The sequence below is a fragment of the uncultured Butyricimonas sp. genome, from assembly GCF_959596855.1.
GTDB classification, from domain to species: domain Bacteria; phylum Bacteroidota; class Bacteroidia; order Bacteroidales; family Marinifilaceae; genus Butyricimonas; species Butyricimonas muris.
This window is the reverse complement of the sequence record NZ_CAUFYA010000006.1, coordinates 23,627-45,511: the sequence shown is the minus strand read 5'-3', so window position 1 is coordinate 45,511 and position 21,885 is coordinate 23,627. Positions and strand designations below refer to the sequence as shown.

General features: G+C 46.4%; 18 protein-coding genes. 8 read left to right on the top strand and 10 right to left on the bottom strand.

Going from position 1 to position 21,885, the window contains the following annotated elements; genetic code table 11:
* Window positions 1-34 precede the first annotated feature (34 nt).
* The 3 genes from Q5866_RS04215 to cdd form a co-directional block, all read right to left on the bottom strand.
* Window positions 35-1,204 (bottom strand): FecR family protein, encoded by a 1,170-nt coding sequence (locus tag Q5866_RS04215; RefSeq protein ID WP_303179028.1) that lies wholly within the window; start codon window positions 1,202-1,204, stop codon window positions 35-37.
* A gap of 65 nt (window positions 1,205-1,269) precedes the next feature.
* Window positions 1,270-1,800, bottom strand: a complete 531-nt coding sequence (locus tag Q5866_RS04210) for a sigma-70 family RNA polymerase sigma factor (RefSeq protein ID WP_186978098.1) — start codon at window positions 1,798-1,800, stop codon at window positions 1,270-1,272.
* Window positions 1,801-2,107: 307 nt separating this feature from the next.
* A complete protein-coding gene (gene cdd, locus Q5866_RS04205) occupies window positions 2,108-2,584 on the bottom strand; it encodes a cytidine deaminase (protein ID WP_186978100.1) in 477 nt (158 codons plus the stop codon).
* Window positions 2,585-2,634: 50 nt separating this feature from the next.
* Here cdd and Q5866_RS04200 point away from each other — a divergent pair, with 50 nt between their 5' ends.
* The 7 genes from Q5866_RS04200 (at window position 2,635) to Q5866_RS04170 (ending at window position 10,381) form a co-directional block, all read left to right on the top strand.
* On the top strand, window positions 2,635-3,552 hold the full coding sequence (locus Q5866_RS04200; RefSeq protein WP_099294060.1) for a glucosaminidase domain-containing protein: 918 nt from the start codon (window positions 2,635-2,637) through the stop codon (window positions 3,550-3,552).
* Window positions 3,553-3,567: 15 nt separating this feature from the next.
* Entirely contained in the window at window positions 3,568-4,107 is a 540-nt protein-coding gene (locus tag Q5866_RS04195) for a DUF4199 domain-containing protein (protein ID WP_186978102.1), read from the top strand.
* Window positions 4,108-4,109: 2 nt separating this feature from the next.
* Window positions 4,110-5,057, top strand: a complete 948-nt coding sequence (locus Q5866_RS04190) for a glycosyltransferase family 2 protein (RefSeq protein WP_099294064.1) — start codon at window positions 4,110-4,112, stop codon at window positions 5,055-5,057.
* Window positions 5,058-5,125: 68 nt separating this feature from the next.
* On the top strand, window positions 5,126-6,784 hold the full coding sequence (locus tag Q5866_RS04185) for an MFS transporter (protein WP_186978104.1): 1,659 nt from the start codon (window positions 5,126-5,128) through the stop codon (window positions 6,782-6,784).
* A gap of 129 nt (window positions 6,785-6,913) precedes the next feature.
* Entirely contained in the window at window positions 6,914-7,861 is a 948-nt protein-coding gene (locus Q5866_RS04180) for a nitronate monooxygenase family protein (RefSeq protein ID WP_303179024.1), read from the top strand.
* A 2-nt stretch (window positions 7,862-7,863) separates the two neighbouring features.
* Complete coding sequence (locus Q5866_RS04175; RefSeq protein ID WP_303179022.1) at window positions 7,864-9,105, top strand: pitrilysin family protein; 1,242 nt, start codon at window positions 7,864-7,866, stop codon at window positions 9,103-9,105.
* A 7-nt stretch (window positions 9,106-9,112) separates the two neighbouring features.
* Window positions 9,113-10,381 (top strand): pitrilysin family protein, encoded by a 1,269-nt coding sequence (locus Q5866_RS04170; RefSeq protein ID WP_303179020.1) that lies wholly within the window; start codon window positions 9,113-9,115, stop codon window positions 10,379-10,381.
* A gap of 63 nt (window positions 10,382-10,444) precedes the next feature.
* Here Q5866_RS04170 and Q5866_RS04165 read toward each other — a convergent pair whose 3' ends face one another.
* The 4 genes from Q5866_RS04165 to Q5866_RS04155 form a co-directional block, all read right to left on the bottom strand.
* Window positions 10,445-11,965 carry a M56 family metallopeptidase gene (locus Q5866_RS04165; RefSeq protein WP_303179018.1) on the bottom strand — a complete coding sequence of 507 codons (1,521 nt, stop codon included), beginning with the start codon at window positions 11,963-11,965 and terminating at the stop codon, window positions 10,445-10,447.
* Between the two features lie 11 nt (window positions 11,966-11,976).
* Window positions 11,977-12,333: a BlaI/MecI/CopY family transcriptional regulator gene (locus Q5866_RS04160; RefSeq protein ID WP_099294076.1), complete on the bottom strand. Its 357-nt coding sequence runs from the start codon at window positions 12,331-12,333 to the stop codon at window positions 11,977-11,979.
* A 119-nt stretch (window positions 12,334-12,452) separates the two neighbouring features.
* Window positions 12,453-12,656, bottom strand: coding sequence for an energy transducer TonB (locus Q5866_RS21070; protein ID WP_368502010.1), 204 nt, complete (start codon window positions 12,654-12,656; stop codon window positions 12,453-12,455).
* 76 nt (window positions 12,657-12,732) lie between these two features.
* Entirely contained in the window at window positions 12,733-13,425 is a 693-nt protein-coding gene (locus tag Q5866_RS04155) for an energy transducer TonB (RefSeq protein WP_303179016.1), read from the bottom strand.
* A 100-nt stretch (window positions 13,426-13,525) separates the two neighbouring features.
* Between Q5866_RS04155 and Q5866_RS04150 the strand changes: the two genes are divergently transcribed.
* Window positions 13,526-14,053 (top strand): DUF4251 domain-containing protein, encoded by a 528-nt coding sequence (locus Q5866_RS04150; protein WP_303179014.1) that lies wholly within the window; start codon window positions 13,526-13,528, stop codon window positions 14,051-14,053.
* A 40-nt stretch (window positions 14,054-14,093) separates the two neighbouring features.
* Here the strand turns inward: Q5866_RS04150 and Q5866_RS04145 are convergent, their stop codons facing one another.
* The 3 genes from Q5866_RS04145 to Q5866_RS04135 are packed head-to-tail and all read right to left on the bottom strand — an operon-like array spanning window position 14,094 to window position 21,866.
* Window positions 14,094-16,748 carry a zinc-dependent metalloprotease gene (locus Q5866_RS04145; RefSeq protein ID WP_303179012.1) on the bottom strand — a complete coding sequence of 885 codons (2,655 nt, stop codon included), beginning with the start codon at window positions 16,746-16,748 and terminating at the stop codon, window positions 14,094-14,096.
* A 7-nt stretch (window positions 16,749-16,755) separates the two neighbouring features.
* The gene (locus Q5866_RS04140; RefSeq protein WP_303179010.1) at window positions 16,756-19,266 is read right to left on the bottom strand and encodes a zinc-dependent metalloprotease; all 2,511 of its coding nucleotides are present in this window, start codon (window positions 19,264-19,266) and stop codon (window positions 16,756-16,758) included.
* An 11-nt stretch (window positions 19,267-19,277) separates the two neighbouring features.
* Window positions 19,278-21,866: a zinc-dependent metalloprotease gene (locus tag Q5866_RS04135; RefSeq protein WP_303179008.1), complete on the bottom strand. Its 2,589-nt coding sequence runs from the start codon at window positions 21,864-21,866 to the stop codon at window positions 19,278-19,280.
* Window positions 21,867-21,885: the final 19 nt, after the last annotated feature.

Sequence of the window (21,885 nt, the reverse complement as noted above, 5' to 3'; positions counted from 1 at the left end):
TTTCTATAATCCTGTTCTTGCAATAATTACACAATTATTTGTTTCTCTCGGACACAATCAATGTACGCCCGTCCAATCTCACGCTCACCTTGTTCGTTTTCGTCAACAATCCCATGATCGTATCGATATCGCTATCCCTTCCGGACCAAAGTTCAAACCTAAGATCCTTCACGCCACTGCCAACATACACGACATCAAAATCATACCACCGCTTCAAATCGTTCACGATCACCTCGAGCCGCTCGTTCTCGTAGTAGAAATACCCCTCCTTCCAAGCAATATACTTGTGTACGTTCACCTTCTCGATCAGAGGAGCCATTCCCTCCGCGAAATGAGCGTTCTCCCCAGGAGCCAAAGGATACTCCGAACCGTCACCCGCCTGCTTCACGGCAACTTTTCCCTCCACCAACGTCACATCCACTTGGTTGCCCGCGTACGCCTTCACGTTGAACTCCGTGCCGTACACCTTTGTCCGCACGCCCGAGGCTACCACGATAAAAGGCAGATGCCCGTCATGCACCACGGAAAAATACCCCTCGCCTCTCAATTCCACCTCACGTTTTCCGCCCGTGAACACCGTGGGAAACTTCAACTCCGACTCCGAATTTAACCACACTTCCGTCCCGTCGCTCAACACGATCCGGTACTCTCCCCCCTTCGGAACCCTCAACGTGTGGTAGTACACCTCGACAGCCTCCGAAGTCGTGTAACTCACGCCCCGCGTACTATCATCCACCACGTTAACTCCACCTTCCACCATCACGCTCGTGCCGGACGTCGTTCCCAAAACGATTTCCCGTCCCGTTTCCGTGACCAGCACCGCTTGATTCTTTCCCGGCACAACGATATGCTGAAGCCCGGCAATCACGTCCTGCCCGATCTCCCGCGACGAGGACTCGTTCATCAACCACCAACCACTTGCCACGAGGATAACCACGGCTGCAGCCGCGGCAGTCCAACGATAGAAAGCACGGACAGGTGACTGCATTTTCCGGTTGAATTTCTCAAATTCACTCTTCACGTCCAAAGAATCGCCGACTTCGAGCTTCAATCCCGCCTCCAGATAAAGGCGACACTCCTCGTACAATTTCTTGTTCTCCGCGTGACTCAACCATTCCCAAACATACTCATCTTGCAATAACTCCGGATGATTGAGTACATTCAAGGCAAATTCCAGTTGATCATTTTTCTCGTTCGCTTCCATTTCATGTGCTTTTATACATAACACGTAAAGAACCCCGAATCATGTGGGCTAAAAATGAATAATTTTTATTTTTTAACAAATAAGACGTACAACAACACCATTTCCTCCCCGGACAATGATTCTCGTAACAACTTCATAGCCTTCGTGATATGCCACCTTACCGTGTTGATTGAAATATTCAACTCATCCCCCGCCTCCTGATATTTTTTCTTTTCAAGAAAACATTTACGAAACACCGTCGCCGTCTGCACCGGCATATTTTCTATCACGCGCATCACTTTCGCGAGCAACTCCTCGTGCTCCTCGTACTCTTCCTCCGCCTCCGGCAACGTCCGCTGGTAAGCCAAAAACTTCTCCTTGGATTTTTCCCGCCGCAAAAAATCGAGAGAACGAGAACGGGTTAAAGTATACAACAAGGGACGTAATGAAACAGAAGCATCCAACCTCGTGAAATTTTTCCAGATATACTCGTACACGTCCGTGACAATATCCTTCGCTTCCTCCTCATCCCGGACGAAACTCAAGGCATGCACGTACAAATCCTTGTAATAAGTATTGAACAAATATTCAAAAGTATCTTTGTTCTGTTTATTCATAATGTAACTTTTCTCGTTCAAAGATAGCTATTTTAACACTCCGTTCCAAATCACGCCCGTTTTCTCGCACCTTTGTCATTTGAATACCTATAACTACCCTTTTCCTACCCCTTTCCTAAAATTTTGAGCGAGTTTCGGGCGGGATTCAAGTGACTATTAGGCGGCATCGCCCACTCTTCGCCTGATGTTCGCCCACACTTAGCCCACGTTTTAACGAAATATAAGGAAATTTAAAACTCACGCGTGGCACGTCCCCTGAATCAATAATATCGCTCTCGAAAACCTATCTTATCCCTACGCGGGAGTATCACGGGCGGGTATCCCCTAATTTGAAGGAGAAAGGCAATAGCTGACTCGCCTTCACCAGCAAGGTACTCGTGCGCCCGATAAGGATTACGTCAAAATCAGCATGATAGCGCCCGACAATCTCGGACATCACCTGCCGGCAAGCCCCGCAAGGCGTGACATACTCGTCGACCTCGACACCCTTGTCCCGTGCCGCGACGGCTATGGCTTTCACCCCGGCTTCCGGGTAAGCGGAACAGGCATAAAACAAGGCGGTGCGCTCCGCGCAGAGTCCCGAGGGGTAAGCCGCATTCTCTTGATTCGTACCACGGATTACCTCCCCGTTATTCATCAAAACGGCTGCCCCGACAGCAAAACCGGAATACACGCAATAAGCATTTTCCGTGATTTCCAAGGCGGCACGACACAATTCCTCGTACCCTTCCGGGTAAGATTCCCGGTATAAGATGTAATCTATCTTTAATTCCGCTTTCTCCATTCTAATTTTTTTCGTAATTTTACCGCCAATATAAAACTTTATCACGAATCATGAGCAAGATTTACGCTATTTTATTTCTTACTTTTATATGTGTCAACATATGTGGTGCAACGAACGACAGTAGAAAAGCATTCATCAAAAAATACAAATCCATCGCCATTCAGGAAATGGATCGCACGGGAATACCTGCCAGTATCAAGCTGGCGCAAGGGATACTGGAGTCCGGTTGCGGCAAATCCCAACTGGCGGTAAACGCGAACAATCATTTCGGTATCAAATGCCACAACTGGAACGGGGCAAGTTTTATCATGGACGACGACAGCCGGAACGAGTGTTTTCGCAAATACCGGAATCCCGAGGAATCGTGGGTAGACCATAGCGAATTTCTGACCTCCCGCTCCCGGTATGCCCCATTGTTCAAACTTTCCAAAACGGATTACAAGGGTTGGGCGAAAGGACTGAAAAAGGCAGGATACGCCACGGCTCCCGATTACGCGCAGAAATTAATCAAAATCATAGAAGAAGAAGAGCTATATCAATTCGACAAACCCGGGAAAAGGCATCGTCAAAGCCCGGGCGAACTGAATTATAAACTCGGAGACACGAAGAACTACCAAAGCCGGGTGGTCTACATCAACAATATCCCTTGCATCAAGGTGCAGGAGGGCGACACGTTTGAAGGCATCTCCCAGTACTTCGGTATTCCCTTGAAACGTCTTCTGGCTTACAACGACAAAAACGAACTCTCCACGCGTAACGGCATGCACATCTTCTTGAAAAAGAAGAAAAACAAAGCTCCAAAAGGTTACACCTTCCACAAGTGCAAACCGGGTGACACGATGTACATGATTTCACAAATATACGGTATCAAACTGGCGAAATTATTACAATACAATTACATGGAGAACGGGGACAAGCCGCAACCCGGAGAAATGATCTCCTTGAGAGGGGCAGCACAACTATATTGAAAGGAGTCGTGAATAATGGAAAATACAAACGAATCATTCTTTAAACCAAACACGTTATTCGGCGGACTTATCGGCGGCAGTTTCATCATCGCCTCTTTGCTCTTCGCCTACGCGGGCAAAGGAGTAGTGGCGAACCCGCAATTCAATAATATTATCATGATGCTGACCATTTTCGGGGTTTTCATCGGGATAAAAAAATACAGGGACGACCACTTGGCGGGAATCATATCCTACGGGAAAGCCCTTTCCACCGGCATATATATCCTTGCCGTCGCGGCAGTTTGTTACGCCGTTTACACGTTTATTCTTTACTCTTCGGACTCGGAATTGCTGGCTACCTATAAAAAGGTCATGCTCACGATGATGAACGAAGTGTACAAAAACATGAATTTACAGGAATTATTCAACACGAGTTTGAGCGACCTGTTCTTTTCTCCCGTCGTGATCGCTTTTGGAGAATTGTTCAATAGAATACTGGTAGGGGCTGCATTCACTCTCTTTATAGCCGGACTGGTGAAAAGAAAGACGCCCCCGTTTAACCCTCAACAATTTTAGTCATGGATATATCTGTTGTTGTCCCGTTATATAATGAAGAAGAATCGCTCCCGGAACTCGCCGCGTGGATCGAACGGGTGATGGAAGCCAACCATTTTACTTACGAAATCATTCTGGTTGATGACGGTAGCAATGACTCTTCTTGGAAAGTGATAGAAGAGTTATCTGCAAAAGACAATCGCGTACGGGGAATCAAATTCCGCCGCAATTACGGGAAATCCGCCGCCTTGCACTGCGGGTTCGAGGACGCACAAGGCGAAGTAGTGATCACCATGGATGCGGATTTACAGGACAGCCCGGACGAGATACCGGAACTCTACCGGATGATCACGGAAGAGGATTATGACCTCGTGTCCGGCTGGAAACAGAAAAGACACGATCCAATCACGAAAACAGTCCCCACGAAACTTTTCAACGCCACTGCCCGACGCTTCTCGGGTATCAAACTGCACGACTTCAATTGCGGGCTGAAAGCCTATAAATGTGCCGTGGTGAAAAACATCGAAGTGTACGGGGAAATGCATCGCTATATTCCCATACTGGCAAAACAAGCCGGCTTTACCCGCATCGGTGAAAAAGTGGTACACCACCAAGCACGCAAGTACGGCGTTACCAAGTTCGGGTTAAACCGCTTTATAAACGGTTTCCTAGACCTGCTCACGGTAACCTTTATCACGCGTTTCGCCAAGAAACCCATGCACTTGTTCGGGGCGCTGGGCACACTGCTGTTCATCATCGGTTTCTGTGCCGCCGGGTGGATCGGTATCGAAAAACTCATGGCGCTTTCCAACGGACTCCGGGCACCGCTGGTCGCAAACAACCCGTATTTCTATATCGCGCTGACTTGCATGATTATAGGTAGCCAGCTCTTCCTAGCCGGATTTTTGGCAGAACTGGTGTCCCGAAGTGCCAGCGACAGAAATGTGTACAGAATTGAGAAAAAAATTTAAAGATTTTCCATATTTTATTTTACCTTTGGGCGTTTGTGTGCAAGATCAACTTTTTTAAATAAATAATTATGGTAGAAAAAATTCAACAAACCCTTAGAGATTCGGCAGCCATGCGCTGGACGGTTCTCTTACTCCTAGCTTTTGCCATGTTCTGTTCTTATATCTTTATGGACATTCTATCGCCCATTAAAGATTTAATGCAGTCCACCCGAGGTTGGGACTCCACTGCATTCGGAACAATGCAAGGATCGGAAACATTTTTGAATGTCTTTATCTTCTTCCTCATTTTCGCGGGAATCATCCTTGACAAAATGGGAGTTCGCTTCACGGCAATCCTTTCCGGGGTCGTGATGCTGGTCGGTGCCACCATTAACTGGTACGCCGTGACCGAAAGTTTTCAAGGTAGCGGATTAGACACTTGGTTTACCAACAACTTGAATTACATCCCCGGTTTTGACGAATTGGGTATCTCTCCTTTCTATAAAGGAATGCCCGCATCAGCGAAATTCGCGGCGGTAGGCTTCATGATCTTCGGGTGTGGTGTTGAAATGGCAGGTATCACGGTTTCTCGCGGAATCGTGAAATGGTTTAAAGGTCGCGAGATGGCTTTGGCCATGGGGTCCGAAATGGCTCTAGCCCGTCTGGGAGTAGCTTCCTGTATGATCTTCTCGCCGGTATTCGCCAAACTGGGCGGCAATATTGACGTTTCCCGTTCAGTAGCTTTCGGGGTTATCTTGCTGCTCGTTGCACTCATCATGTTCATCGTCTATTTCTTCGCTGACAAAAAACTTGATGCACAAACCGGAGAAGCGGAAGAGAAAGACGATCCATTCAAGCTCAGCGACTTGGGTAAAATCATGTCCAGCATGGGGTTCTGGTTGGTAGCCTTGCTTTGCGTACTCTACTACTCGGCAATCTTCCCCTTCCAGAAATATGCCGTGAACATGTTACAATGTAACTTGACATTCAACCCGGTAGATCCCAATTCTTTCTGGGCGACCAACACGGTGACGATTATCCAGTATTGCATCATGCTTGTCGTGGCTGCTGCCGCTTTTGCCAGCAACTTCTCGAAAACCAAAGGCATGAAGTACGGTCTGTTGGCATTAGCCGTCGTGTCATTGATTATATTCTGTTACATGGGTTACATGCGCCAGAGTGCGGAAACCATTTTTGCCGTATTCCCGTTGTTGGCAGTGGGTATCACGCCTATCTTGGGTAATTACGTGGATCACAAAGGTAAAGCAGCATCCATGCTTGTCATCGGTTCCGTTCTGCTTATCATTTGCCATCTCACTTTTGCCTTCATTTTACCCATGTTCCAAGGAAATGCCATCGGAGGTGTTGTCGTTGCCTATGTCACGATCCTCGTCCTCGGCGCCAGTTTCTCTTTGGTACCCGCCTCACTGTGGCCTAGCGTTCCGAAATTGGTGGACTCCAAAATTATCGGTAGTGCCTACGCTTTGATTTTCTGGGTTCAAAATATCGGGTTGTGGTTATTCCCCCTACTCATCGGTAAGGTATTGGATAAAACTAACCCTCAACTGGTAGCCGATTTGAAAAGCGGAATCATTACCCCCGAAGAAGCCGCAATTTCTTACAACTACACCGCTCCGCTGGTGATGTTGGCTTGCTTGGGTGGAGCCGCCCTGATTTTGGGATTCATACTAAAAGCAGTAGACAAGAAGAAAGGTCTTGGCTTGGAATTACCGAATATCCAGAAGTAAACGAATTATTCTAAATCATATATAAAGCCTTCGTCACGCGACGGAGGCTTTTTTAATGGAAAAATGTTGTCGGCAGAAAGCAATCCAAGTATTTTCTTAAATTTGCATCATATATAACTCATTATAATCATGGAAAACAGAATAACAAAACTTTTCAATATAAAATACCCGATTATTCAAGGGGGTATGGTATGGTGCAGCGGTTGGCGATTGGCTTCAGCTGTAAGTAATCACGGTGGGTTAGGACTATTGGGCGCAGGTTCTATGCACCCGGAAACTCTAGTGGAACATATTCACAAAATGAAGCAGGCGACCGATAAGCCGTGGGGGATCAACGTGCCCCTGCTTTATCCGGAAATCGACCGGCTTATAGAGATCATTATCAACAAAGGGGTAAAAATTGTATTCACCTCTGCCGGAAGCCCGAAAAAATGGACACCCTTGTTAAAATCACACGGGATCACGGTGGTACACGTGATCAGTAGTGCCGTATTCGCCAAAAAATGCGAGGAAGCAGGCGTGGATGCCGTGGTTGCCGAAGGATTCGAGGCGGGAGGACACAACGGACGGGAAGAAACGACGACACTGACTTTAATCCCGAACGTGGTGGAAGCCACCACCCTTCCCGTGATCGCCGCCGGGGGAATTGCCTCGGGTAAATCCATGGCGGCAGTCATGGCACTTGGTGCCGAAGGCGTACAAATCGGGACTCTTTTTGCCGTGGCGACAGAATCATCCGCACACCCGGCATTCAAACAACGGGTACTGAACACTGATGAGGGCGGAACGATGCTAGCGTTAAAGAAACTTGCCCCTACCCGCTTGATTAAAAACGAGTTTTTCGAGCAAGTAAAAGCGCTCGAGGATGCCGGTGCTGACGCCGCACAATTAACCCAATTGCTAGGGAAAGGCAGAGCAAAAAAAGGTATATTCGAGGGCGATATGGTGGAAGGCGAACTCGAAATCGGACAAATCGCATCCATGCTTCATAAAGAACAAACCGTGGCGGAAATGATGAAAAACCTGATAACCGACTTCAACGACACGATGAAGAGATTCGAAAATGTAAAAATGTAAAAATGATAAAATACACCCGACACGTACTGGATAACGGCTTAACCGTTATTTGCAACACGGACACGAGTACCCCTTTTGTTTCCGTGAATATTCTTTACAAAGTAGGGGCAAAAAATGAAGATCCCAACCGTACCGGGTTCGCGCACTTGTTCGAACATCTGATGTTCGGGGGCTCAAAACATATCCCGGACTATGACACTCACGTGCAGAAAGCCGGGGGAGAGAACAACGCGTTCACGAATAACGATTACACGAATTACTATATCACGATTCCCGCGTCCAATATCGAAACAGCCTTGTGGCTCGAATCCGACCGGATGCTGGCTCTCGACTTCTCGCAGAAATCACTTGACGTGCAAAGAAATGTCGTGACCGAAGAATTTAAACAACGCTATTTCAACAATCCTTACGGGGATATCTGGTTAAAACTACGCCCGCTGGCATACAAAGTGCACCCGTATCAATGGCCCACTATCGGGAAGAACATAGACCATATTACCGGAGCCACGCTGGAAGAGGTGAAGGATTTTTTCCATCGTTTCTACGCACCTGACAACGCGATACTCAGTATCAGCGGTAATATCACGGACACGAAAGCGTTGGAACTGGTGAAGAAATGGTTCGGGGATATCGCCCCTGCCCGTTACACGAGGCAAGCCATACCCGTTGAACCGCAACAAACCGAGGAACGTCGCTTGGTTTGCGAGCATAACAAGGTACCCGCTGACGCAATTTACAAAGTTTATCACATGGGAGATCGCCGCTCGGACAACTTCTACGCCTGCGACATCATCTCGGATATTTTATCCAACGGACAATCCTCCCGCCTGTATATCAATTTAATCAAAAACGGGAAATTATTCTCGGAAATCGACGCTTATATCACCGGGGATATGGACCCCGGGTTATTCGTCTTCTCGGGAAAACTATCCGAAGGCGTGGCAATCGAAGAAGCCGAAGCCGCCATACAAAACGAGATTGACCACTTTATCGAAGACCCGATCACCGAACGGGAATTACAAAAAGTAATCAACAAAACGGATGCCCGCATCTCATATAGCGAAATAAACTACCAGAATAAATCGGCAAACCTCGCCTTCTTCGATTATCTGGGAGATATCGAACTTATCAATTCCGAGAGCGAGAGATACGCCCGAGTATCCCTCGACACGCTGAAGCAGACTGCCGGGGAATTATTCTCCCCGAACAATTGCTCCACGTTATGGTATCTCAAAGAAAAATAATATACTCATGAATAGAAATATAGAACCGCCTATTACCGAAATATCCCGCCCGACCTTGTGGGGACACCAACAAATCACACTTCCCAACGGACTGGAAATCGTGTACCTGCACGACCCAAATCAGGAAGTGTTCAAACTTGACATGGTAGTACCCGCCGGGAGTTACAATCAACCGCAACCCGTCGTGGCATCCTCCATGCTCAACATGCTCAACGAGGGCACCCGAAAGCATACAGCCGACGAAATTGCCGAACTTTTCGACTACCACGGGGCTTACGTGGATTTCAACTGCGGGGTACACAAGTCGGAAATAAGCATGATCTCCTTGAATAAATACGCCAAGGAAACGATCCGAATGGTGGCGGAAATGATACTCGAAAGCGTCTTCCCGCAAAAAGAACTGGAGATTTACATACGCAACAGAAAGCAGCAACATCTGGTAAGTATAGAGAAGACCGCTTATCTGGCACGCATGGAATTTATTTATCGCCTTTACGGGGATACGCATCCTTACGCCAATCGCTTCACGCTGGAAGACTTTGACCGGGTAACACCGGAGATATTGATGAATTTCTATAAAGAACGTATGCAAGCCTCCCGGTGCCGGATCATGCTTTGCGGTAATATCAACGAAGGCGTCCTCCGGGAAGTCAGTGAAGCCTTCGCTCCCATGGGTAATTTGCCCTTGCCCGAAACTGAACAATTTGCCATGCATCCTTACGCACCGGGCAGGTACCACGTGTCAAAGCCCGACGCCGTGCAAACAAGCATCCGTATTGGTAAATCGGGCGTATCCTTGCTTGACGAGGAATACACGGACTTTCAGATTCTCAATATGATACTCGGCGGTTATTTCGGCTCCCGGCTGATGTCGAATATCCGGGAAGAGAAGGGCTATACTTACGGCATCGGTTCCTATAACGTCAATTTGCCTCTGGCAGCTTACTGGATGATCGCCACGGACGTCAATGCAGACCAAGCCGAGGCGACTATTGACGAATGTATGAAAGAAATCCGACGCCTGCAAACCGAACCCGTGCCGGAAGAGGAATTACACCTCGTGAAGAGCTATTTTAACGGGGAACTGTTGCGGGAACTCGACGGCGTATTCGCCCAATCGGATGCCCTGAAACATAAACTCAATTACGGGACAGACAACACGTTCTATTTCCGGATTATCGACCGCATCCGCACCTGCACGGCAGAAGACATCACGCGTATGGCAAACAAATACCTCCGACCGGAAGAGATGTATATCATCACGGCGGGGAGATAAAGGGAAGAAGCTGGTCGAATTGTCTTTGTCATTTTGACCAGCCTCCTCTACTACTTGTTCATTCTAGTTTAATCTGAAATTAATCGGTGCTGTATATGATACTCTCACGGGTTCTCCTCTTTGTGTCCCCGGAACCCATTTGGGCATGTTTTGCACAACTCTGATCGCTTCCTTATCTAACAAAGGATGGACAGAACGAAGAACAGTCACACCCGTGATTGTTCCATCTTTTTCAATAATAAATTGAACCGTCACCCGACCTTGGATCTTTTGTTTTTGAGCTTCCTCCGGATATTTTACATTTCTTCCCAAATATTTATTTAGATCTCCCGGGAATTGAGGCATACTTTCCACAACTTGAAAAATATCATTGGAATTTCTTATACTGGCTGTAGTCGAATCTACAGAAACCGAACGAAGATCATCTATAGCAAACACGCCATCCTGCATTTTTACAACTAATTTTTGTTCATCTTTCACATCACGAAGTTGCCCTTTCTTCCCGACATAGGAGAAAAACAATTCCGCACCGGGTTTTACGGTGATCGTAAACTCGCCTTTGTCATTTGTAAAAGTTCCGATATTAGTCCCTCGAATGACCACAATAGCATTCTTCAATGGTTTATTATCAGCATCCATCACAATTCCTTTTGCCACAATAGAATCTTTCCCAACCACGCTTGCGTACTCTCCGTTCTGTTGCACAATTGCCTGAACGTTGCTGGACAAGATCAACAGTCCCACTACCGGAAACAGCAAGGCATACTTGACCAGTCCCATTTTTGATGTTCTTTTTTTATTCATCATCATAATACGTTTTTTTAAAGGTGTCACGTTGAATTTATTAACTATTTGAGCTGCAGCCGAAGTACAAGTAAGGCGAAGAAGATGATACTGGTAGGCTTTCCGGTCAAAACCGGAAGTCACAACCTGTTTATCCGCCAAAAATTCCAGATTACGTCGAATCTCCCGTTTCAATAACCACATGGCAGGATTAATCCAGAATAATGCACACAACAATTCGGAAATCATCACGTCGACAGAATGACATTGATCGACATGTGTTTTCTCGTGTGTCAGAATCTCCTGCAAATCATGGGATTCATACAGGGAGGGATTAATGAATATCCACTTGAAAAAAGAGAATGGCGTAACATGAGCCGGTAAAGCTATAACGGGAGTGGAATGACAGAGCATGCGTTCCCCTTTACCCATCAACCGGAATATAGAAAATATTTGTAATAAAATACGAATCAACAAAACGCTCGCCACCAAGCCATAACACAACCCCACGATACCCGTTACGGTAAATTGCGTTACCGCCTCATCCGGTCTCACCGTTATTTCCGGTAAGAAAACAGTCGTGTATTGAGAAACAGTTTCTTGAATGACCGCCCTCTGTTCTTCCCCGAAAGTAAAAGGAATCAACGGGTAACACAAGGACAAAACAAGAATCGTCAACAAGCAAACCCGACGGCTCGTGAAAAAGGTATCCCGACTAAACAATAGTCTATAAAAAAGATAAAACACGATAAACGCTATATTTATCTTCATCAGATAGATGAATGTTTCACTCGTGAACATGGTTTTTATTTTTATTGTTTCTCGATCAATTTGATAATCTCTTGCAGGTCTTCTGCCGAAATTTTCTGTTCTTTAGCGAAAAAGGTCACCATCTCTTTGTAAGAATTCTCGAAATAATTTCTCACGACTCCCGACATGAACTTTGTCTTGTACTCGTTTTCATCCACGAGCGGCATATACTCGTAAATATTCCCGTGCTTCTTACTTGTCAGAAATCCCTTTTTCTCCAAATTCTTCACGATTGACGCCACCGTCGTGTAAGGCGGCTTCGGTTCTTCCATTTGATTTAGAAAATCTTTTATGACTCCGTTTTTCACCTGCCAGATGATCAGCATCACTTCTTCTTCCTGATATGTCAATTTTTCCATACATCTTTCTTTTACGATTCTTTCGCAAATCTACGAATATTTCGTAATACTACAAACTTTTCGTAAAGAAAAATCACATATTATTTTTCATCACCAACAAATAGATTTAAAACAATATCCTATTGCAAACGAAAGTTGAACGGGACTTTCATCGAAAACCGTACTGGATTTCCATCTTTTTTATCGGGCTTCCAAGTCGGCATATCCCTTACCACTCGCATCACAATAGCATCCAATAAAGGATAAAGCGATTGCTCCAATCTCACGTTTGAAACATGTCCGTCTGTTTCAACTATAAACACAACAACACCCCTCCCCTGTATACCATTTTTTAATAAATATCCTCAATAATTTGTCAGCGATATAAAACAAATCATACTTCAAATAATTCTCCCCGTTTCACAACTTAAAAGGAACCACCATTGTATGCATCACCCTTACAGTTTCCCCTCTTTGCTTTCCGGGTATCCAATCCGGCATATTTTTTATGATCCTTATAGCTTCAGCATCCAATAAATGATAAATTGACCGAAGAACTTTCACATTTGAAATTTTCCCATCCTTTTCTATTACAAACTGAACAACTACTTGCCCCTCAATCTTTTTATCCTTTGCTTCTTGAGGGTATTTCATATTTTTAGCAACATACTCCTTAGGATCTCCTTCCGGAAAACGGGGCATATCTTCTACCACCATAAAAATATCCTCTCCCATCTCTTGATTAAATGCTTCCTTACCTATAATAATTGTTTCTATATTGGGGTCATTATACATTTTTACCACCATCTTTTGTCCATTTTTTACTTTACAAGACTGTTGTAATTTCCCCTTACAAGAAAAAACCAATTTGGCTCCCATCCGTACTTTCATTGAAAATTCACCATCTTCATTTGTGAATGTCTTCATCGAACTTTTTTTCTCAACCACAGAAACATCTTTTAATGGGACATTGCTTATATTCACGACAATGCCCTGCACTATAACAGAATCGTCCTTTACTTTAGCTACACGATTTTCACTAGCAACCCCTTGAAGGTTACAAAATAAAGTGAACAATACCACAAATGGAAATAGTAAAATCAATTTAGTCATAACTCTCAATTTTATTTTCAAAAATATAAATAATAAATCACAATTCAAAACACGCTAAACCATTTTTCTCCCTTTCCGTATACCTCCTAAAACGGGAAACATGAAAAAACTATTATTTATCACCGGACTATTACTCGCTATTATAATCATTCCGGTCAAAGCGCAAAGCAAAAAAGAAATTCGATTTGAGAAAGAGTTTCAGAAAACACTGGCACTTGTCAACAGTGATAAATTTATCGTGAAATTCTATATTGCCACGCCCACGGTGGAAACCCTTTTCACTCCTCCCGGAGCTGGAAATAATATTGATATCGAGCCCAAGAACAGTTACTTGTGGGTAAAAGATTCCCTCGTGGGAGTAAAAATCCCTTATTTCGGTAGCGGAGCCGTGAAATCCGGTTCACAACTGGACTCCATTTCATTCCAAAACATCCTGTTCAGCCGGACGGTGAAAGTCTATTGGGAAGGCAAGAAAAAAGCGATAGCGTACCAGCTTACCGTTATGTCCGGCGGGAACGTGTACTACTTGAACATGCACGTTCAATACGACGGAACCTGCTATCTCTATCTCAGCGACCGAAGACGCTCCCCGATCAGCTATGTCGGTCAGATAGTAAAAAGGGACTGACGAATACTACCACCTATTCGTACAGTCCCCGGCCACGCTCTCAATTCACACCGAGCATCTGATTTATCGTAAACAACATGGCTTGATAATGAGCCTTATCAGCCGGATTTGTCGTTACTATCCTTCGTTCCAGCAAAGATTTGATCTTCAATGCCGAGTCATAATAATACGTCGTTGATTCATCTATCGCATCACATGTCACGGGACTTTGCCACCCGTACCCGTAGCCAAAGCCGGACAGTCGCATTTGTTCTGCCATATAAGCCTTTCCTTCCCGTGCTTCCAATTCCGTCAACTCTTTGGAGTAACGTGCGATCGTTCCCGTTTCATCCAAACCGTAAAGACATATTTCCTGTATCGAGGGAGCATAAGCGACCTCTGCCGAGATTGCGGTCAACCCGATCTTGTTACCCCCGATAAAGGTCAAGGATTTTCCCATCATATTCACCATCGCTTTCTGCATCACCTTATCGCCGTGCGACAACTTCCGATTTCTGATAGCGGCATCCCATACTCCAACATACAAGTCATTAAAAAATTCCGCCATCGTGTAAGGATTCTTTTCCTCCAAATAAGAAGACAACGTCACGTTCATATAAATCTTCGTCAACAAATCGGCGACAGCACTATTCAACGTTGCCGACGCTTTCGAGTGTAACCCGAACTTGGAACATACCTCCCGGTTATCCAGCCACTCGTTATTTTGCAGTTGCCCGATCACCCAAGCTACCGCAGCTTTTTGTTTGGCTTTAGGTACCGGAGTATAACGCTTGGCAGCTGTCCCGTCTTTCGCATCGTTCAAATAAATACCACCGATACAATACGCCGCATTCTGTAGATAACGGCTATACTGGCTCACGATCTGACCATACAAAACCTGACGATACTCCGCCGTTTCATCATCTTGAATCCATTTGTTGAGATTCGACAAGATATATTTCAGATTCTTGATACCGTATTCTCCGGCTTTTATAGGATCATCCCCCAAGTCTTCCTCCAAGGCACTCGGATCATAGCGACTGGCAAGCTGCTGTTTACCGAAACGATACATCGAATCGCCCGCTTTGGCATCAATCCATGATTCCAATACCCGGGTTTCCTCCTTCAAGGAAGTGCTTTCCGGAAAATAAGAATACAACCATTTGATCACAAATTCATCATAAACACCCAAGTCCGGGGGAGTCAAACACACGCCTTTATCACCGGGTTGAGCCACGTAATTAAACCGGGCATAGTCCATGATAGAAGGTGTCGTACCGTATTCGCGGGTAAACTTAGCCGAACGTAGCGAGTCCACGGGGAATGCACTCGACGCCGCCATATTATGCATCAAACCGAGGCAATGTCCCATTTCGTGTGAAACCACGTAAGCCAATGCTTCTTTCAACACGTCGTCCGGCAATCTCTTACCTCGCACTCGCGGGTCTACCTGTGCCGTCTGGATAAAGCGCCAACTCGTCAACATCTTCACGACATCGTTATACACTAGAATAGACGCGTTCAATATTTCTCCCGTGACCGGATCAACCCACGAGGGCCCCATAGCGTTCTGCACGGCGGAAGGCACGTAGCGTATACAAGAATATTTCAAATTATCCGGGTCGAAATCCGGATTGTCCGTCGGGAAATCCTTCACTTGCACCACGTTCTTAAAACCAATTTTCTCGAAAGCCTTGTTCCATCTCATCAAACCCATACGTAAAGGTTCTTTCCACAACTCGGGAAAAAGCGGGTCCATGTAGAACACGATCGGTTTCACGGGTTCCACCGTTTCTCCCCGCTTGAATGCCTCCACATCTTTAGGCTCCAAGCGCCAACGATTGGCTAAAGTATAATACTGCAACTGATCGCCCTCGTTGGAAATCTGTTGTTTGAAAGTAAGAAATACCCCCATTCTGGCATCCGAGTAACGGGGACGCATCCGGTCTTCCGGTAATAATAACAGGGTACGGGTAGCCTTGATCGTCAAAGGACGATTGCTATACAGCATTCTTGTCAACAATTTAGCACTCACGCTATAAGAAAGCGATGATTTGATCGACACGTTATCCTCGAAAGCTTTGATATCCTCCAACGAACACAAGGAACGATTCACCGAGGCCGTGTAGGTCAACGGGTAGGAACCCTCGGAAACAGGAGAAAGGGCAGCCTCGCCGCCACTAAATAAAGCCGTCACATCAAAAACCACCGCCGAACTATCCGGGGAAAAAGCCAACACTTTGTATGCCTCTATAATCGGATTCACGAAATTCTGTGCCACGATCTGTTGCAAACGGACATCCCCGGCATCATAGTTAATCCGGGCATTCACCCGCCTCATGTGCACGGTACTATCCGTCAGCGTGAAACAGATATGCATCGGGCTTTGCGGTTTATACCCGTTTATGGCTATCGTGTTATCACTTGTTTCGGTCGTGGCGGAAGCGAGCAGCATATCCCGTCCCATCACTTTCAAGGGTATCTCGAAATACAACTTTCCATCCACCTTATGCAAGGTCATAAAACCTCCTTTGGCCATTTCGTGGGCTTTTCCTTTAAAAAGCTTCTCGTATTTAGAGAGTTTCTTTACCGGGGGACGAGGTGCAGTCTTTTCCTCCTCTTTGGTTGTTTTCTTTTTATCCTCGGATGCACTGGCGTTCCGGAAACAAGAACCCACGAGCGCCACAGTGACCAACAATATCATCCATCTTTTCATAGTACTATTATTTATATTTTTCTTCTAATATTTTCTCCGTAACCAAAAGCATCGCTCGGTAGTGCGGACGTTCTTCATCCCGTACCGCAGCAACCTTTTGTTTCAACATCCTGTTGCACTCTTTCACCAGTTTATAGTAATAAATCGCCTCGTTCTCCAACACCCGGGTTTCAATCATCCGTTGCCAGCCGTAGCCATTACCGAATGCCGTCAAATCCACCTCTTCCGAAGCGAGTAAAGTGGCAGCCGAGAACTGTTTTCCCCCGATAGTAGCCACCCGGGACTGGCAAGCCCCAAGCCATTCCGTTTGCATCAATTTATCGACTAGCGTCAACTCCTTGTTTTCCATGACCGTTTTCCACACCTCATCATACACGTCCTGCATAAACTCTTCCATCGGGTAAGGATCATCAGACAAATGCGCAGACAATGCCACGTAAGATTTACGGGCGAGTAAACGGGAAATCACATTGGAACGGGTTCTCCACGAATCGGGCAAACCCAAAGAGAACTTTTCCCATAATTCCCGATTGTCCAACCATTCACTATCCCGCAATTGCCGCATAATCCACAGCACGGCGCACTTCTGCCGCTCTCTAGCCACCGGACAGAAACGCTCTCCGGGGGTTCCCTCCTTTATCTCCGTTAAATATATCCCGCCCACGTGAACGAGAGCGCTCATCAGATAGCGCTCGTATTGCGTCACCAACGCCGAGTACAACTGCCGACGATAAGCGGCATCCGAATCATCTTCTATCCAATCCTTTAAACGTGAAACAATATACCGCAAATTCGCTATCCCGTAATCACCCGCCTTCAACACGTCATCCCCCAAATCATTTTCCAATGAAGACGGATCGTAAGCACTCATCCATTGCTGTTTCCCGAAACGATAGACCGGATTTCCCGCCTTTTCATCTATCCATGCTTCCAGCACCCGGGATTCCTCCTCGAAAGAAGCCATATCCCACAAAGGCGTGTACAACCACCGGATAACAAATTCATCATACTCACCCAAATCCGGCGGAGTTAATCGTACACCCCGATCTCCCGGTTGAGCCACGTAATTATATTGCAACCGATCCATGATCGAAGGTGTAATACCATATTTCGAGGTAAAAGAAGCCGAACGCAACGAATCGACCGGGTAAGCGTAAGAAGCAGCCAGATTATTCATCAGCCCCAGACAGTTCCCCATTTTCTGTGCTGCCATAGCTTCCAACGACTCGCCAATCACCTCGTCCGGTATCTTCTTTGCCCTCACGTTAGAGTCTATTTGTGCCGTCTGCACGAACCGATCCCGCTGAATCGCTTTTACCACGTCGTTGAATATCAATATCCGGGCATTCAATATCTCCCCCGATGACGGGTCTACCCAAAAAGGACCGACACCCTCTTCCAACGTGAAAGGAATATACCTCACACACGAGTATTTCAGGTTATCGGGATCAAAATCAGAGTCGTCCGTCGGGAAATCCCTCACTTGAATCACGTTCTTGAAACCGATCTTCTCGAAAGCCTTGTTCCATCTCAATATCCCCCTCTTGATTGGTTCTTTCCACCCTTCCGGAAAATGATTGTCCACGTACATGACGATCGGCTTCATCGGTTCCGTGAGTTCACCCCGCTTGTAAGCCTCCGCATCCCGGGGTTCGACACGCCACCGCCGGGCAAGCGAATAGGAACGTATAGCCTCACCCTCGGCCGGAATATGTTTTCGTTCCGTCAGAAACAACCCAAGACGGGAATCCGACAAACGGGGACGCATCTTATCCTCCGGCAACAACATCAATGTCCGGGTTACCTCCACGGTTACCGGCTCCTGCTTCATCACCGGAAATATAAAATAGTAAGCACTAATCGAGTAGGACAGCGAAGACCTTACCGACACGTTATCGTCAAATGCCTTGACCTCGCCCAAATGAGAATAAGCAGGCGTCATCTTTCCCGTGATCCGGAATTGCCCGGAAGCCGGAACGATCGGGGTAAGCTCCCGCACGTCCGAAATAAATAAAGATGTCACATCGAAAACAACTGCCGAACTATCCCGATTATATGCCAAAATCTTATAACCATATAGTATCGGATCACGATACCCCTGTGCCATCACTTGCCTCATCCGGGGATTATTCTCGTCTACAGTCACGGAAGTTGCCACCAGTCGCAATTGCACCGTACTGTCCTGTATCATGAAGCGCACGTGCATCCCTCCACCGGGCGCATATCCGCTCACGGCAGCCAGATTGTCACTCGTCCCGGAAGTAGCCGAGGCAAGCAACATATCCCGTCCCATCCACTTCAACGGCATCTCGAAATAAAGTTTCCCGTCCATCTTATGCAATGTCATAAAATCACCGGAAACTGTTATATATTTTTTACCTTGAAACAGTTTCTCGTATTTCCCCGGTTGCGCCGTCTCCTCTTTTTTCCGCTTCTTTCGTTCGGAAGCAGACACGGTAGAAACAGACCAAAAGCCCAGAGCAACCAAAACTATACAAGGTATTATCCACTTTCTCATAATCATCTGTTTTAATTCATTCCCGCCTGTTTACCCAAAACCTGCTTTATCATGAACAGCATCGCTTGATAATGCGTTTGCTCCTTTCCCGTGAAACTTTCCATCTTTTCCTCCAGCAAACGCTTTATTTTAAACATAGCCTCTAAATAATAAGTCGGCATCTCTTCCAACGCCCGGGTATCCACCACTCGTTGCCACCCGTACCCATTCCCGAAACGGGACAATTCATGTTGCCGTATCACGCCGATATACCGCTCCGTCATTCCCGTCGGGTCCAATCCATAACACCACGTATCCAACAACGTCGGACAATCTCCATCTGTCAAGCCAACCCGACTTCCAACCATCGTTTTCATCGGTTCCTCCGACTGTTTCACGAATAGCGATTGCAGGATCATATCTCCCGCCGTCAATTCCCGTCCCTCGATAGCACTCACCCATATCCCCGCATACAGATCATTGAAATAATCCCCGACCGGATATCCTCCCGCGAGTGAAGCCGACAAGGTAACCCGGCTACACGAGGCGATCAGTTGCTTGCCGATAATCTCTGTCAAATTCACGGACGAAGCCATTCCCAACGGGAATTTCCGTAACACAAGCGGATCATCCAACCACGCCATATCCCTCAACTGCTCGAACACCCATTTCACAGAAGCTTTTTGTATTTCAGCGGATACCGGTCGATAGCGTTTATAAAAACTTTCCTCTTTGGCGTCGGAAAGATATATTCCCCCTATATTATAGGTCACGTTCCGGATATAGCGATAGTATTGATTTACAATATGATCATACAATTGCTGACGATACTCCGCCGCCGGATCATCTTCAATCCATTCATTCAACCGGGCAAGGATATATTTCAGATTCTGTATACCGTATTCTCCCGCTTTCATGGGATCATCTCCCAAGTCCTCCTCGATTGCGGACGGATCATAACGCCCCATAAGTTGCTGTCTTCCGAAACGATACATCGGATTATCCGCTTTCTCGTCCACCCAACTTTCCAATACCTTCGCCTCGTCCCATATCGAAGTCGTCCCGTAAACAGGCGTGTACAACCACCGGATAACAAATTCGTCATACACTCCTAAATCCGGGGGTGTCAGCTTCACTCCCGCATCACCGGGCTGCGCCACGTAATTAAAGCGGGCATAATCCATAATCGAAGGTGTCGTACCATATTTCCCCGTGAACCCGACCGAACGCAATGAATCCACGGGATAAGCACTCGATGCCGCCATATTATGCATCAGTCCCAAACAATGTCCCACCTCGTGTGCCACGACGTAACTCAACGATTCGTGTAATACCGCTTCCGACAACACCTTTCCCCGTACCGACGGGTCTACCTGTGCCGTCTGCACGAAGCGCCAGCCCCGAATCATCTCGATCACGTTATTATAAATCAATACACTCGCGTTCAATATTTCTCCGGTAGACGGGTCTACCCACGAGGGTCCCATGGCATTAGCCACCCCTGTCGGCACGTAGCGAATACAGGAATACGTCAAGTTATCGGGATCAAACGAACGATCATCCCGGGGAAAATCCCGTACTTGCATCACGTTTTTAAAACCGATCTTCTCAAAGGCACGATTCCATTTCAATACCCCTTCCCGTATCGGCTTTTTCCAAGCCTCCGGGAAAAGTGTATCCACGTAAAAAACAATAGGCTTCACGGGTTCTACCGGTTCTCCCCGTCGATAAGCCTCTTCGTCCCGAGGCTCCAAACGCCAACGATTGGCATAAGTACATTTTCTTACCTCTTCACCCCGATCCAACAGATAACGCTTTTGCGTCAGAAATACCCCTAATCTCAAATCAGAAATCCGGGGACGCATCCTCTTTTCCGGTAACAACAACAAAGTCCGGGTTACCTCCACGTTCAGCGGTTGATCTTTCACCAACGCCATCCGGTCATAAGTAACCGAATAATTATACATCAATCGTGATTTCACAGACACGTTATCTTCAAACGCCTTTAATTCCAGCACAGAAGACAGATTACCATTATAAGAAGCCGTCACCTTCATTCCCCCACTCTCGTCGGGTATCGGTGACAACTGAGGTTCTTCGTTCAAAAACATCCCCGTCATCTCGAACACCACCGCCAAACTATCCGGCGTATACGCCAATACCTTGTAAGCCGCCGCTACCGGATCACTGTAATTCTGTCGAATAATCTGTCCCATCTTCTCTTTATCCCCATCCGCAGCTATCCAAGCATTCACCTTCCTCAACTGTACCATACCGTTCTCCAACGTGAACCGGATATGCAAGGGAGTATTCTCTTTATAACCATTTGTGCATACTGTGTTATCCGTGGAAACCGTAGTCGTAGAAGCAAGTAACAACTCTCTCCCCATTAGTCGCAAAGGATATTCCAAATAAACCTTTCCGTCCATTTTATGTACCGCCATAAATTCACTGATAGCGGTTTCATATCTTTTCCCTTTAAATAATTTATCGTACTCGCTCAACTCCACCTTTACCTCCGCCTTGCCTTTCTTCTTCTTTTTCCAGAATCCGGCATCCGCGGAACAAGGGCAAGCCAACAAATACACGAACCACACACCCCATACTAACCATTTACTCATACATCTTTTTTTAATACGT

Bases quoted from the DNA above. Each gene is read 5' to 3' on its own strand.
- Q5866_RS04215 (WP_303179028.1), bottom strand. From the start codon at position 1,204: ATGGAAGCGAACGAGAAAAATGATCAACTGGAATTTGCCTTGAATGTA.
- Q5866_RS04210 (WP_186978098.1), bottom strand. From the start codon at position 1,800: ATGAATAAACAGAACAAAGATACTTTTGAATATTTGTTCAATACTTAT.
- cdd (WP_186978100.1), bottom strand. From the start codon at position 2,584: ATGGAGAAAGCGGAATTAAAGATAGATTACATCTTATACCGGGAATCT.
- Q5866_RS04200 (WP_099294060.1), top strand. From the start codon at position 2,635: ATGAGCAAGATTTACGCTATTTTATTTCTTACTTTTATATGTGTCAAC.
- Q5866_RS04195 (WP_186978102.1), top strand. From the start codon at position 3,568: ATGGAAAATACAAACGAATCATTCTTTAAACCAAACACGTTATTCGGC.
- Q5866_RS04190 (WP_099294064.1), top strand. From the start codon at position 4,110: ATGGATATATCTGTTGTTGTCCCGTTATATAATGAAGAAGAATCGCTC.
- Q5866_RS04185 (WP_186978104.1), top strand. From the start codon at position 5,126: ATGGTAGAAAAAATTCAACAAACCCTTAGAGATTCGGCAGCCATGCGC.
- Q5866_RS04180 (WP_303179024.1), top strand. From the start codon at position 6,914: ATGGAAAACAGAATAACAAAACTTTTCAATATAAAATACCCGATTATT.
- Q5866_RS04175 (WP_303179022.1), top strand. From the start codon at position 7,864: ATGATAAAATACACCCGACACGTACTGGATAACGGCTTAACCGTTATT.
- Q5866_RS04170 (WP_303179020.1), top strand. From the start codon at position 9,113: ATGAATAGAAATATAGAACCGCCTATTACCGAAATATCCCGCCCGACC.
- Q5866_RS04165 (WP_303179018.1), bottom strand. From the start codon at position 11,965: ATGTTCACGAGTGAAACATTCATCTATCTGATGAAGATAAATATAGCG.
- Q5866_RS04160 (WP_099294076.1), bottom strand. From the start codon at position 12,333: ATGGAAAAATTGACATATCAGGAAGAAGAAGTGATGCTGATCATCTGG.
- Q5866_RS04155 (WP_303179016.1), bottom strand. From the start codon at position 13,425: ATGACTAAATTGATTTTACTATTTCCATTTGTGGTATTGTTCACTTTA.
- Q5866_RS04150 (WP_303179014.1), top strand. From the start codon at position 13,526: ATGAAAAAACTATTATTTATCACCGGACTATTACTCGCTATTATAATC.
- Q5866_RS04145 (WP_303179012.1), bottom strand. From the start codon at position 16,748: ATGAAAAGATGGATGATATTGTTGGTCACTGTGGCGCTCGTGGGTTCT.
- Q5866_RS04140 (WP_303179010.1), bottom strand. From the start codon at position 19,266: ATGAGAAAGTGGATAATACCTTGTATAGTTTTGGTTGCTCTGGGCTTT.
- Q5866_RS04135 (WP_303179008.1), bottom strand. From the start codon at position 21,866: ATGAGTAAATGGTTAGTATGGGGTGTGTGGTTCGTGTATTTGTTGGCT.